This is a genomic window from Gemmatimonadaceae bacterium (genome assembly GCA_020852815.1).
GTDB lineage: Bacteria > Gemmatimonadota > Gemmatimonadetes > Gemmatimonadales > Gemmatimonadaceae > SCN-70-22.
The window spans coordinates 63,775-77,739 of record JADZAN010000046.1; the positions used below are offsets into that span (position 1 = coordinate 63,775).

Here is a 13,965-nt window from a genome sequence, read left to right on the forward strand (position 1 = left end):
ACGAGAGGACGAGAAGACGAGAAGACGAGGAGGGGCTCGTTGTGGATCTCGTCTTCTCGTCTTCTCGTCATCTCCCCATAAGTCCCGGTGGCATACCCATCCGGCCGCCACTCGCGGCCTTCTTCATCATCTTCTGCATGTCGCGGAACTGCTCCAGCAGGCGATTGACCTCGTTGATCGGGCGCCCGCTCCCCTTGGCGATGCGGGCGCGGCGCGAACCGTTGATCAGGTTGGGAGTCTTGCGCTCTTCCCTGGTCATCGAGAGGACGATTGCCTCGACATGCTTCAGGCGTTTGGGGTCCATGTTGGCCCCCTTCAGCATCTTGCTGCTGACCCCTGGCAACATCTTGAGGATGCTCTCCATGGGGCCGAGCTTCTGCATCTGCTTCATGGCGGTGAGAAAGTCCTCGAGATCGAGACCTTCCTTGCGGACCTTCTTCTCCAGCTTCCTGGCCTCGGAGGCATCGAACGCTTCCTGTGCCTTCTCGACGAGCGAGACCACGTCGCCCATCTGCAGGATGCGGCCGGCCATGCGCTCGGGGTGGAACTCCTCGAGCGCGTCCGGCTTCTCGCCCACGCCGATGTACTTGATGGGCTTCTTGAGGACGCCGTAGATCGAGAGCGCCGCACCGCCACGGGCGTCGCCGTCCATCTTGGTGAGGATGACGCCGGTGACGCCTAACGCCTTGTTGAACCCCTCGGCGATGCGCACGGCGTCCTGGCCGGTCATGCCGTCGGCGACGAAGAGGATCTCTTCGGGGCGGACCGCCTCCTTGAGGCGCACCAGCTCCTGCATCATCTCGTCGTCGATCTGCAGGCGGCCGGCGGTGTCGAGGATCACGACGCGGTCGCGGGCGCGTTTCCCCTCGTCGATGCCGGCGCGGGCGATCCTCACCACATCCTTCGTGGAGCGATCGGCGTAGACCGGGACCTCGAGCGACGCGCCTAACGTCTCCAGCTGGTCGATGGCGGCGGGGCGATAGACGTCGGCCGCCACCAGGCGGGTCGGGCGCCCTTCGCCCTTGAGCTTGCGGGCGAGCTTGGCGGCCGACGTCGTCTTCCCGGAGCCCTGCAGCCCGACCATCATGACGACCGTGGGCGGGACCGAGGAGAGCTTGAGCGGCTCGCGGCGCTCGCCGAGCATCGCCGTGAGTTCGTCGTAGACGATCTTCACGAGCTGCTGCGCCGGCTGCACCGTCTTGAGCTGCGTGACGCCGACCGCCTTCTTCTCCACGCGCTCCAGGAACTCGCGCGTGAGCTGGAAGTTCACGTCGGCCTCGAGGAGCACGCGACGCACTTCCCGCAGCCCTTCCTTGATGTCCGACTCGGTCAGGACACCGCGGCCGCGGAGCTTGGCGAAGACGCCAGAAATCTTGTCTGAAAGCTCGTCAAACATAGAGCCAAGAACGCTAGCTAAGTGGCCGAGGAAACACAACCTAGGGGGTGTGTCTCCCGGCGCTCGGCGGGGGCCGCACGCGTTCATCGCGGCACCGAGCGTCTCGAGCTCCCCTGCGCCCCCGCCCACAGGGGCCGCACGCCGCCCCCAGGGGCGCGGCTCCCCCCTCCGACGAGCGCGGCGAGCGCCACTGGCGGTCCGCCCGGGGACGCTTACCCGGCACGCCCCGCGCACCAGGACGCCGCAATCGCCTTGGAGCGAGCCCGGCGTCTCGTTAGGTGGAGCCCGCCGCGGCGACTCGGTTGTATCGCGATTCGCCCCGTGGCGTCATACCTTTGGAACCGTCGCCGGAACGTGGACGGGAGAGGAACAACTCCCGCCCCCGCTCCCGTCCCAGCTTTCGCTGGCACAGGCTTTTCCCGTCTGCCTTTCTCATGTCCCGTCCCCAGCGTCGCGACGAAATTCTCGGCCAGGAACTTCCGCCAACGCTCCCGCTCATGGCGTTGCGGTCCACGATCGTCTATCCGCTCGGCACGATCGCGGTGCAGATGGGGGCCCCGGAGAACCTCGCCCTGCTGCGCGCCAACGAGGACCCCGGCCTCATCGTCGCCCTCGTCGTTGCAACTGGCGACGTGGACGATGCCATCGACAACCGGAAGTTCATTGGGCGCGTGGGGGTCGCGGCGCGCGTGCACGAACGCATCAACCTCCCGGGCGACACCGTCCAGATCACGCTGCAGGGGCTTCGCCGCATCACCATCGAGTCGGTGGAACAGGAGGAGCCGTTCGTCATCTCGGGGGTGCGCGCGGCCAAGGAACTCCCCGCCGATCCGGACGAACTCGACGATCTCGTGGCGCGCATCGTCAGCGCCGCCGAGACGCTGGCCGATCTCGTGGACCGCATCCCGGACGAGGTCCCGCAGATTCTCAAGATGAATGTCTCCGACCCGGGGCGCTTTGCCGACCTCGCGGCGACGAACATGAACTTCCGGATCAGCGACAAGGACGAAGTGCTGCAGCGGCTTGATGTGGGGCAGCGACTGCGCTTCATCCTTTCGCGTTTGGAGCGCGAGGTGGCGCGCGCCCGCGTGATGGAGGACGTGAAGAAGCAGACCGAGGTCAAGATCGAGCAGCACCAGCGCGAGTTCTATCTCCGTCAGCAGCTACGCGCGATCCAGGCCGAGCTGGGCGAGACCGACCCCGGCGAGAAGGAGGCGATCGAGCTCCTCAAGAAGATCGACGACGCCAGGCTCCCCGAGCGCGTGGGGCAGGAGGCGCGGCGCGAGACCGAGCGGCTGCGCATGCTCTCGCCGGCGTCGAGCGAGTACCAGGTGATCCGCACCTATCTCGACTGGATCCTGTCGCTGCCGTGGCACAAGCAATCGGGGGACGCCGAGATCGCGCTCACCAAGGTCGAGGAGGCGCTCGACGGGCGGCACTACGGGCTGCACGAGGCCAAGGAGCGGATCGTGGAGTTCCTCGCCGTGCGCAAGCTGCGCGGCGGCGACTCGCACGGGCCGATCCTCTGCTTCGTGGGGCCGCCGGGGACGGGGAAGACGTCGTTAGGCGAGGCGATCGCCAAGGCCATCGGGCGCGAGTTCTACCGCATCTCCGTGGGCGGGGTGCGCGACGAAGCCGAGGTGCGCGGCCACCGGCGCACCTACGTGGGGGCCATGCCCGGGCTCCTGTTGCAGGCGCTGCGGCGCGTTGGGGTGAGCGACCCGGTCCTGATGATCGACGAGATCGACAAGATGTCGGGGGGCGGCGCCTCGGGCGACCCGACGGCGGCCATGCTCGAAGTGCTGGACCCGGCGCAGAATCACGACTTCGTCGACCACTACCTGAACCTCCCGTACGACCTCTCGCGCTCGCTCTTCATCTGCACGGCCAACAACCTCTTCGACATCCCCGCCCCGTTGCGCGACCGCATGGAGGTCATCCGCATCGCCGGCTACACGGTGGAGGAGAAGGTGGAGATTGCGTGGCGCTATCTCCTGCCGCGCCTCCTCGAGGAGCACGGGATCACCGACAAGGACATCCAGTTCACCGACGAGGTGCTGGGCTTCATCTCGTCGCGCTACTCGCGTGAGGCGGGGCTGCGCAACTTCGAGCGCAACATCGCCACCATCATGCGCAAGCGCGCGCGCAAGAAGGCCGAGGGGGAGGAAGGGGCGTGGGTGGTGGACAGTGCCCTCGTCGAACAGCACCTGGGCGCCCCCAAGTACGCGGCGGAGGAGGCCGAGAAGGAGCCCGAGATCGGCGCGGTGACGGGGCTGGCGTGGACCTCGAATGGCGGTGACATCATGACCATCGAGGCGCTGCGCATGCCGGGGACCGGAAAGCTGACCGTGACCGGGCAACTGGGCGACGTGATGCGCGAGTCGGTGGACGCGGCGATGTCGTTCGTGCGCTCGCGCGCCGATTCGTTAGGCGTGACGCCGCAGGACCTCAAGGAGAGCGACCTGCACATCCACTTCCCCGCTGGCGCCGTCCCCAAGGATGGTCCCAGCGCCGGCGTGGCGGTGACGCTCGCCATTGGCTCCGTCCTGAGCCGCCGCCCCGTGCGCCGCGACGTGGCGATGACCGGCGAAGTGACGCTGCGCGGCAAGGTGCTGGAGATCGGCGGGGTGAAGGAGAAGACGCTCGCCGCCTATCGCGCGGGGTTACGCGAGGTGATCCTCCCCGCCGGCAACTCGAAGGACCTGCGCGACGTGCCGGACGAGGTGCGGGGGAACATGGCGTTCACCTTCGTGAGCGGGATGGACGAAGTGTTTCGGTTGGCGCTGATGGAGCACGCGACGACGACGCTGGCCGATGCCCCGCCGGATGAGCCGACGAGGAGCATGGGGGCGGCGCAGCCGGGGGCGGCGACGAAGACGTGATGCGAGAAGACGAGAAGACGAGAAGACGAGAGGACGAGAAGACGAGAAACGGCAAAGGACTACTACAAGGGCGTCAACACGGAGGGGAACTGAGACACGGAGGGCACGGGGGAGGTCGCACACGCGACGCCAACCCGTGCCCTCCGTGTCTCCGTGAATCCCCCGTGGTGTTTCTGTTGCTCGTCTTCGTCTTCTCGTCCCCAGCTTTCGCTAGGGCAGGCTTCTCGTCCCCAGCCTTCGCTGGGGCAGGCTTCTCGTCTTCTCTAGAATGCCCGTTGCAGCAGATACAGCACCATCCCCGCCAGCCCCCCCACCAACGTCCCATTGATTCGGATAAACTGCAGATCGCGCCCGATCGCCAGTTCGATCCGGTGCGACGTCGCCACGGGATCCCACCGCCTAACGGTCCCCGCGATCAGCTCCCCCACCTCGTCCTGGTAGCGCTCTACTATCGCCACCACGGCCTCGATCAGCCAAGCGTCGACCTTTTCCATCAGCACGGGGTCGGAGAGAATCGCATTGCCGAAAGCGGTGAGCCCGCGCTCGATGGTCTCCGGCGAGAACCCTTCCGGATTCTCGGCGTGGCGCGCGATGCTCGCCTTGGCGTCAGCCCAGAGCGAGGCGCTGAAGCCGCGCACGGCGTCGGCGTGCAGCACGTCCTCCTTGATCTGCTCGGCCTTGAGGATGACCTCGGGCGACGCCTGCAGCTTGACGATGAACTCGTCGATGGCCTCGTCGAAGCGCTGGCGCAGCGGATGGTTGGGGTCGGCGTGCACCGCCTGCATGGTGTTCTCCAGCGCCCGCACGATGCGCCCGGCGATCTTGTCGTCGATCGCCCCCGGAATCCACCACGGGCTCTCCTTCTCCACCCGCTCGCGAATCAGGTCCTGGTTCTCGCTGATCCCCTTGGCAAGCAGGCGAATGGCGTCGTCGAGCAGCGCCTGGTGACGGTTCCCCGCCGTCAGGATCGAGAGCGCCTTGCCGATGAGCGGCGCCACCTGCGTCTTCTGCGCGCGATTGATCACCGCCTTGCTGATGAACTCCTGCACGTCGTCGTCCTTGAGGACGTTGGCGGCGGCGGCGGCGGAGCGGGCAAGCTGGCGGGCGATGCGCCGCGAGTTCTCCGGCTCCACCATCCACGTGGCCATGCGCTGCGCGGCATTCAGCGTGTGGAGCTTGACCACGATCACGTCGCGGTGCAGGAAGTTCTTCTGCACGAAGGCGCCCAGCGTCTGCCCAACCCGGTCCTTGCGCGCGGGGATGATCGCCGTGTGCGGGATCGGGATGCCTAACGGGTGACGGAAGAGCGCCGTGACGGCGAACCAGTCGGCCAACCCGCCAATCATCGACGCCTCGGCGGTGGCGCGCACGATCCCCAACCACGGGTATTGTCCCTCGAAGTAGCGGGCGACGATGAAGGTCACCGTCGCCACGACGAGCAGCGCCAGCGCCCACCGCTTCATCGCCCGCAGGCGGGCGATCCGCTGCGCCTCGTCCTCCGGGCGCAGCGGCTGCGGAACGGCGAGCGCGGCCTGGTCGGGAGCCGGTCGTCGCGGCGCCTCGGACATCCTACTCCTCGAGCTTGACCTTGCCGAGGTCGAGCACGTTGATGCTCGCCCCCGCCGGCACGTCGACGTACAACACCACGGGGCGCCCGTCGATGTCGCCCGCCGTGACGGCGATGGTGCGCCCGCGCGCCGAGTAGACGCGCGTGCTCTGCGACGCCTGCGACGGCTTCACGTTGCCGAAACGCTTGAGGATGGACGTATCGAGCAGGTCGAAGAACTCGGCGCCATCCACCGACGTGTCCCACACGCTGAGCCACGCCAGTCCTTCGCCCTTCCCGGTCTCGAAGAGCTGGAAGCGGTCACCATCCCAACCTGCTCCCCCTCGGTAGGCCGCATCGCGATCCTTGAGGTGCTCATAGAGGAAGAGGCGCGTCTCGAACTCGCCGAGGTTGTTCTCGTAGAGGAGCTTGCCGGGAGGTGCGGGGAGCGTGACAAACGTGGGATCGTCGCGCGACCCGAAGAATCGGTCCTCGTGCATCACCTGCTCGGTCGACACGGGCATTTCGCTGAAGACCTGCTTGCCGGCACGCTTCTCCTTGAAGAGGCGCATGAACTCCGCCCCCGAGAGATACGGGAAGAGGAGCGTCTCCTGGATGAGCGTTGGCGCAGACGAGAAGACCGGCATCGACGAGTTGCTCTCGCGGATGATCTGTCGCACGCGCTCCCATCCACCGGGGAGGTTGGCGACCATCGTCCCGCCGCCGAGCATGCTGGCCAGTTGTTCGAAGGTGGCCTGCCCCTCGACGACGGCCTGCGCGGCGACGGTGCGATCGTTGTGCCCCCTCACCTTCTGCAGCGAGTCGAGGTTGAGGTACTGGTCCTGCAGCGCGTGCACCAGCTCGTGCGACACGGTGACCGACAGCATTTCGTCGTTGGCCCCCTGCACGATGTAGAGGACCTTGGTCGACGGGTCGTAGTAGCCGGCGATCTGCTCGGTGAGGAGCGCCAGCATGAACTTCCTGAGGTCGAGGGTGTCGGGGATGAGGCCGAGGAGCTTGTAGGAATGCTCGCTCCCCCTCAGCTCTGCCTCGGGCATGTCCTCGGTGAAGCGCTTCTCAAGGAACGCGCGCACCTCGTCCTTGGTGCGCGCCTCGAACCTGGGGGGAGACTTGAACTTGAGGCCGATCGCTTCCTCGAGTTTGGGGATGGCGTCGGCGACCTTGGCCGCGACGGGGTCCTTGGCCTTCTGCTTGCCGCAGGCGGCGGCCGTCAGCAGCAACGCGGCGCCGGCGAGCCGCGCCAGCGCGCGGGACCACCTGCGCGCGCGAACCGAGTCGCGGTGGCGTGCCCCGCGGTGACTGCCGAGCCATCCCCCAGGTCGTGCCATCACTCGCTCCATCGTACCGTGTGTCCCGTCGCCAGGGCGACTACCCGGGCGACATCGAGCCCCCGCACCACCACACCATCCTCGATCAGCAACGACCGCAACTCCACTTCGAGAACCGCGAGGCTGGACGCGCGCGGGGGCGCCGCGGGTGTCGCGCCAGCAGTCGCACTTGCAGCCGCGCTTGCGGTCGCGGCAGCAGTCGCGCCAGCGGTTGAGCCGCTGGTTGCCGCCGGGATCGCATCGGCCGCCCCCTCCGCGATGGAAGTCGCGATGGCCTGATTGGCGTTCGCACGCCCGCTCTCGCCGCTCCCGCCTTCCGCGCCGCTCTCGCTCGCCTCACGCATCTCACGCGCCTCACGCGCCTCACGCGCATCCTGCTCGCCGCGCGCCTCACGAGCGACCGATGCGGGCGAGGCGGTGAAGATCGATTCCAACTCCGCCCCGAAGCGTTGCAGCGCCTCGAGGCCGCCGCGTGCAAGGCTCTCGAAGTCGTCTCCTGATCCTAACGAGGAGTCACTGGCACTGCCACCGGGGGCGGCGCCGCGACTCTCCCACGCCGCGCCGGGCGAGGGATCGCGCCGGTCGGCACGCGCACGACGCTCCGCCGACGCGTGGCCAGCACGGCGATCGCGCCGCTCGCGCAGCAGCTCGCGCCGGCGCAGGACCATGGCCTCCGCGCGCGGCGAATAGCGCGTCACCGCCTGCGCATGCGCACACGCCTCGTCCAGCACGTCGATGGCGCGATCTGGGCGGCGGCGGTCGAGCATGTGGACGTCGGTCAGCTCCACCGACGCGCGAATGGCATCGTCGGCGATGACCACGTTATGATGCCGCTCCAGGCGCTCCAGGCGCGCACGCAGGACCTCGAACGTCTCCTCGGTGGTCAGCTCGCGCACGAGGACGCGCTGGAAGCGACGCTCCAGCGCCGGGTCGCCGCGGATCCAGCGATCGTACTCCTCGTCGGTCGTTGCGCCAATCACGCGAAAGTCGCCGCGCACCAGCGACGGCTTGAGCATGTTGGCCGCATCCATCGCCACGCCAATCGCCGTTCCCTGTCCAATCAGGTTGTGCAGCTCGTCGACGAAGAGGACGACGTCGGGGTCTGACGACGTCTCGTTCACCAGGGCGCGAATGCGCTCCTCGTACTGCCCGCGATACGTGGAGCCGGCGAGGAGCGAGACGTGGTCGAGGGCGAGGAGGCGCGTCGAGCGCAACGCCAGCGGGACATCACCCCCAACGAGACGCTGCGCGAGCGCTTCGGCAATTGCCGTCTTCCCCACGCCGGCGGGGCCCACGAGCGCCGGGTTGTTCTTCCCCTGGCGCAGCAGGATGTCGATGACACGCGCCACCTCCTCGTCGCGGCAGCGCACCGACTCCAGCCGCCCGTCGCGCGCGTCGCGCGTGAGGTCGCGCGTGTATCGCCCCAGCGCCCCGGTGATGGGGCGGTCGAGTTCCCCCTCGTCCATCAGACCCCCAGGAAGCGGGAGAGGTACCAGGAGACAAGCGATTCGCCCCAGACGAGGACGACGACCGCGGCCGGGGCCAGGAAGACGCCGAAGGGGACCAGGGGAAGTTCGGCCGCCGGCGCCTCGATTCCCATCTCGAGCTGCTCGCCGCGTGGCGCGCCGCGCAGCTTCATGACGGGATAGACGACGCCGACAAAGGCCAGCGCGCCTAACGCCGCGCCGATGAAGATGACGAGGAGGGCGCGCGATGGTCCCACCGCCGCCCCCACGACCGTCATCAACGTCACGTCGCCAAAGCCCATCGCTTCCTTCTTGAGGACCACTTCGCCCAGCCACCCCACGATGGCGACGGCGCCGGCGCCGGCGCACGCCCCGATGAGCGCATCGTACGGAAGGGCGAAGGGAGAAGGTTCAGCGCGGAAGGCGGCGACGATGGACGTGGCCATCACGAAGACCAGCCCGCTCACCGTGAAACCGTCGGGGATGAGATAGTGCAGGGCGTCGGTGACGGCGATCCCCAGCATGATGGTCGCGAAGACGGCGACGCGCAGCGCAGTGAAGGTGGGGCCGAAGTGGAAGGCGGCGAGGAGCCAGATGAGTCCGACGACCACCTCGACGACCGGGTACTGCACGGAAATGGGGAGCGCGCACCCGCGGCACTTCCCGCGCAACAGGATGAGCCAACTGACGATGGGGATGTTGTCGTACCACGCGATCTGGTGCGCACAGCGCGGGCAGCGCGAGCGCGGCGCGACGACCGACTGGTCGTGCGGCCACCGCCCGATGCAGACGTTGAGGAACGATCCGACGCACGCGCCGAGGGCGAAAGCGAAGGTGCCGAGGAAGGCGTCGATCACGAGTGGCGGTGACGAAGTTCGTACAGCAGGATGCCGGCGGCGACGGCGACGTTGAGCGATTCCACCAGCGGCGTGACGGGGAGCGAGACCACCTGCGCGAGCGCCGAGCGCACGTGTGGCGAGAGCCCGCTCCCCTCGTTCCCTACAACCAGCGCGCACCGGCGCGGCGGTGCGAGCGTGGCGATGTCGGCCCCACCCATATCGGCCCCCCACAACGGCGTACGCGTGGAACGCAGGAGCTCCTGCAGCGCCTCCCACTCCATCCCGGTGGCGAGAAAATGAAAGTGCGCCCCCATCGCGCTTCGGACGACTTTCGCGTTCCACACGTCAACGGTTCCGGGGAGGGCGAGGACGGCGCTGGCGCCCAAAGCGGCCGCCGTCCGGATGATCGTCCCCACGTTGCCGGGGTCCTGCACGGCGTCGAGGACCAGGGGGCGGAACGTGCCGTCGGAGGGGAGGTTTATCCCGTTCTCCTTGGGAATCGCCGCCACCGCGAGGAATCCCTGTGGCGAGTCGGTCTCGGCGGCGCTCTGGAATTCGCGATCGGTGACGTGCGTCACCGGTACCCCCTTCTCCACGAAGCGGGCGAGTAGTGCGGCGCCGCGCGGATTGTCGGGGAGCTGCGGGGCGGCGAGGACGCCGACCACGTTGAACGGCGACCTGGCCAGCTCCTCGCCGGTGCGGATCCCTTCCACGACGAAGAGCCCGTCACGTTCGCGCGCCTTTCGGCGCGTGAGGTCGCGAGCCAGGGTCAGGAGTCGCATCTGTTTCTCGGTTCGCGGTGTATCTGAAGAATCGACCAGTTCATCGACCAGCGTCGTGGTGGGCGCGCGATGCCCCGGTTCGGTTCGGGCGCAACGCGCCTAGGTCCAGCTTCTGTCCCATGGCATACTCTCGTTCCCCTCGTCGACCCGGAAGCTACGCTGCCGTCGCGATCCTCGCGGCGCTCGCCGGCTGCGCCATCAGCACGCAGCAGGAAATCCAGCTCGGCGCCGACTACTCGCAGCAGGTCAACGCGCAGCTCCCGATCATCAACGATCCGGAAGTCGTGCGCTACATCAATGTGCTGGGCGACTCGATTGCCCGCGTGGCCGACGACCGGAATCTCGACTGGCATTTCTACATCGTCGATAGCCCCGACGTGAACGCCTTCGCCATCCCCGGGGGCTTCGTGTACGTGAACCGCGGGCTGATCCAGCGCACCACGGCGATGAATCAACTCGCGGGGGTGCTGGGGCACGAGATCGGGCACGTGGTACGGCGGCACAGCGTGAAGCAGATGCAGAAGGGGCAAGGGCTGAGCATGGGGATGATGCTGGGGTGCATCCTGACGCCGATCTGCACCAACGGGGGCGACGTCGCGGTGGGGATGGCGGGGAACCTGGCAATGGCGTCGTTCTCGCGATCCGACGAGGCGGAGTCGGACCAGGAGGGGATCAAGTACACCATGCGCGCCGGGATCGACCCGCGCGGGATCCCGGAGATGTTCCGCATCCTGATCAAGGAGCGCAACGAGCGTCCGTCGGGGGGGATCGACTCGTGGTTCCGGACGCACCCGCTGGAGGAGAGCCGGGTGAGGGCGACCGAACGCACACTCGCGCAGTATCCCAAGGCGCAACTCGACCGGCTCACGCGCGACACGCCGCGCTTCGAGCAGTTCAAGGCGCGGCTGCAATCGCTCCCCGTCGCGCAGGGGCGCGCTCGCTAGCGTCGCGGGGCGCGCGCTCGCGACCATGTGCGCCGCGACGTGCGCGGGGTCACGGCGCGGTGAGGGAGGGCGGCTCATCTGTGAGGGGTAGTCGCGGATTGCGCCCGCCGGACGGGGCGCACAACGTGCGGCGCGTTGGAAGATCCGACTCGCGCTGCGCCGTCCAGTCACTTGCCCATTCCACCCCCGCACCCGTTCGCATGCGCACCGCTACGATGCGTCCTTCCTCGATCTTGCGCACCGGGCTTGTCCTGGTGGCCTGTGCATTCCCTGCCCTGGCCGGGGCGCAGCAGCGCTCCACGGCGGGGCCGCGCGCGTTGAGCGCGGGGCTCGGCGGGGGGGGCGTGGTCCCCGTGGGCGACTTTGCCAACGACGTGAAGACCGGGTGGCAGGTGAACGGCCACGTGCAGTACCAGCCCGCCGCCGAAGGGCCGTGGGCGGTGCGCGCCGAGGCGCTGTACACGCGCTCCAACCTGACCGATGACGCGATCAATGCCGGCGGGGGGCTTCCCGACCAGAAGTGGACGAGCAGCATCCTCTACGCCGGCGTTGCCGCACCCTACTTCATTTCGGGGCGTGCGGGGACGGTGCGGCCGTATGTGATTGGCGGGCTGGGGCTCTACTCGCAGACGGTGAAGTTCGAGGACACGTCTGGGGTGACGCAGAGCACGACCGAGTCGGGGTTCGGCTTCAGCGGGGGCGCGGGGATTCGCTTCGGGCGGGCGACGGCCTTCTTTGTCGAGGCGCGCTTCCACCAGTTCTCCATCACGCCCGAGGGGGGCGAGAAGTCGACCGGTCAGTTCATTCCGGTGTCGTTCGGCTTCACGTTCTAGCGGGGGGCGGCGGTCGGGTCGGGGGTGGGCCGGGGACGGCCCGTCATCATTCGTATCCGCACCTCACAACCCCCGCACCACCGCCTCCACCAGCCGCTCGAAGTCGTGCGCGGCAACCTTCGTCACCTCGATCACCTCGGCATGGTTGATGGGGTGCGGGCTCGTCCCCGCCGCGGGGTTCGTGATGCAGCTGACGGCGGCGCAGCGCATCCCCATCGCTCGCGCCACCATCACCTCGTGCACCGTCGACATCCCCACGGCGTCCGCCCCCAGGCGCTCGAGCATCCGCACCTCGGCCGGTGTCTCGTACGTCGGCCCCAGCAAGCCGCAGTACACCCCCTCCTCAAGCCGGATGCCGAGCGAGCGCGCGCACTCGTGCAGCTGGCGGATGAGCGCCGGGTCGTACGGGTTCGACATGTCGGGAAAGCGCGCATCGCCCGGCACCACGCCGCCAATGAGCGGGTTGCGGAACATCAGGTTGATGTGGTCGGCGACGATCATCAACTGTCCCGGCCTGAACGTGCGGCGGATGCCGCCGGCCGCATTGGAGAGGATGAGCGTCGGCGCGCCGAGCGCGTGCACGACGCGCACGGGAAACGCCGAGTGATCGCCCTCGTGCCCCTCGTACATGTGGAAGCGGCCGGCGAGGGCGAGCACCTCGCGCCCTCCAAGCGTCCCGTGCAGGAGTTGGCCGGCATGCCCTTCCACGCTGGGCTCGGCAAAACCGGGAATGTCGCGATACGAGACGCGCGTGGCTCCCTCGATGCGCGCCGCCAACCCTCCCAATCCGGAGCCCAGGACGATGGCCGCCACCGGCGAGCGCACAGGGAGCCGCCCACGCAGGAAGGTGGTCGCCTGGTCGAGACGGTCGTGTGCAGCGGAACGGTCAGGCATCACGCAACGCCTCGATCTCGGTGCGGGCACGCTGGAGGAGCGCCTCACGTTCGCGCTCGGGGAGGAAGGCGCTGGCGAAGCCGTTGAGCGCAATCGCCGACAGTTCATCGAAGTCGAAACCCAGCGAGCCGGCGGCGTGCTGATACTCGTCCACGAGGTTGGTCCCGCTCATGAGGCGGTTGTCGGTGTTGAGGACGACGTTGAGCCCCTGGTCGTAGTACTGTCGCAGCGGGTGCGTCTCGTACGAGCGCGCGGCGTGCGTCTGCACGTTACTCGTCAGGCAGATCTCGAGCGCGATGCGCGCGTCGTTCACTTCCTGCACCAGCGAGGGATCCTCGAACAGTCGCGTTGCATGCCCGATGCGACAGGCACCACAGGCATGCACCGCCTGCCAGACCGACGCAGCGCCGTCGCCCTCACCGGCATGGCAGGTGCACGCCAGGCCGTGGGACTGTGCGTATTTGAACGCCTCGGCGTGGGCCGACGCGGGGTGCCCCACCTCGCCACCCGCGAGGTCGAAGCCGACGACTCCCTGGTCCTTGTAGTCGACGGCGAGGCGCGCCAGGTCCATCGAGGTGGCGGGGGGGAGGTGGCGCAGCGAGCAGACCAGCACGCGGGCCACGATGTCGTGGTCGCGCTGCGCCCTGGCCAGGCCGCGCAGCGGCGCCTCGACCGCCTGGCCTAACGACAGGCCGCCGGCGACGTTGAGGATCGGCGCGTAGCGCACCTCGAGGTAGCGTACGCCTTCCGCGGCGGCATCCTCGGCCAGTTCGTAGGCGATGCGCTCCAGCGACTCGGCCGTCTGCATCACCGAGAGCGTCGTCTCGAAGCGCGTGAGGTAGTCCTCCAGCGTGCGCGCGTCGGTGACGAGCATGTAGTCGGCGAGCGCCTCGGCGTCGTCGCGCGGCATGGCCACGCGTGCCTCGCGCGCGAGGTCGAGCATCGTCTCCGGGCGCAGCGACCCGTCGAGATGGCAATGCAGTTCGGCTTTGGGGAGTCGCTCGAGCAGCGTGCGGGTGATGACGCGTGCCATG

General features: G+C 68.3%; 11 protein-coding genes. 3 read left to right on the forward strand and 8 right to left on the reverse strand.

The window, feature by feature from the left end:
* Nucleotides 1–67: 67 nt before the first annotated feature.
* Nucleotides 68–1,396, reverse strand: coding sequence for a signal recognition particle protein (gene ffh, locus IT359_20240; GenBank protein ID MCC6931329.1), 1,329 nt, complete (start codon nt 1,394–1,396; stop codon nt 68–70).
* 434 nt (nt 1,397–1,830) lie between these two features.
* On the opposite strand from ffh, the gene lon reads away from it, so the two are divergent.
* On the forward strand, nt 1,831–4,278 hold the full coding sequence (gene lon, locus IT359_20245) for an endopeptidase La (GenBank protein ID MCC6931330.1): 2,448 nt from the start codon (nt 1,831–1,833) through the stop codon (nt 4,276–4,278).
* Nucleotides 4,279–4,541: 263 nt separating this feature from the next.
* On the opposite strand, the gene IT359_20250 is transcribed toward lon, so the two are convergent.
* The 5 genes from IT359_20250 to IT359_20270 are packed head-to-tail and all read right to left on the reverse strand — an operon-like array spanning nt 4,542 to nt 10,260.
* Nucleotides 4,542–5,846: a DUF445 family protein gene (locus IT359_20250; GenBank protein ID MCC6931331.1), complete on the reverse strand. Its 1,305-nt coding sequence runs from the start codon at nt 5,844–5,846 to the stop codon at nt 4,542–4,544.
* 1 nt (nt 5,847) lies between these two features.
* Entirely contained in the window at nt 5,848–7,173 is a 1,326-nt protein-coding gene (locus IT359_20255; protein ID MCC6931332.1) for a hypothetical protein, read from the reverse strand.
* Nucleotides 7,173–8,639, reverse strand: coding sequence for an ATP-dependent Clp protease ATP-binding subunit (locus IT359_20260; GenBank protein ID MCC6931333.1), 1,467 nt, complete (start codon nt 8,637–8,639; stop codon nt 7,173–7,175). Before IT359_20260 ends, IT359_20255 begins: the two co-directional genes overlap by 1 nt.
* On the reverse strand, nt 8,639–9,496 hold the full coding sequence (locus IT359_20265; protein ID MCC6931334.1) for a prepilin peptidase: 858 nt from the start codon (nt 9,494–9,496) through the stop codon (nt 8,639–8,641). The genes IT359_20260 and IT359_20265 overlap by 1 nt, the downstream gene beginning before the upstream one ends.
* Complete coding sequence (locus tag IT359_20270) at nt 9,493–10,260, reverse strand: RNA methyltransferase (protein MCC6931335.1); 768 nt, start codon at nt 10,258–10,260, stop codon at nt 9,493–9,495. The genes IT359_20265 and IT359_20270 overlap by 4 nt, the downstream gene beginning before the upstream one ends.
* 119 nt (nt 10,261–10,379) lie before the next feature.
* On the opposite strand from IT359_20270, the gene IT359_20275 reads away from it, so the two are divergent.
* Entirely contained in the window at nt 10,380–11,204 is an 825-nt protein-coding gene (locus tag IT359_20275; GenBank protein MCC6931336.1) for a M48 family metalloprotease, read from the forward strand.
* A gap of 200 nt (nt 11,205–11,404) precedes the next feature.
* Nucleotides 11,405–12,037, forward strand: a complete 633-nt coding sequence (locus IT359_20280) for an outer membrane beta-barrel protein (protein MCC6931337.1) — start codon at nt 11,405–11,407, stop codon at nt 12,035–12,037.
* Nucleotides 12,038–12,100: 63 nt separating this feature from the next.
* Here the strand turns inward: IT359_20280 and IT359_20285 are convergent, their stop codons facing one another.
* Both IT359_20285 and add read right to left on the reverse strand, forming a co-directional pair.
* Nucleotides 12,101–12,931, reverse strand: a complete 831-nt coding sequence (locus IT359_20285; GenBank protein ID MCC6931338.1) for a purine-nucleoside phosphorylase — start codon at nt 12,929–12,931, stop codon at nt 12,101–12,103.
* A complete protein-coding gene (gene add, locus IT359_20290; GenBank protein MCC6931339.1) occupies nt 12,924–13,964 on the reverse strand; it encodes an adenosine deaminase in 1,041 nt (346 codons plus the stop codon). The genes IT359_20285 and add overlap by 8 nt, the downstream gene beginning before the upstream one ends.
* Nucleotide 13,965 lies beyond the last annotated feature (1 nt).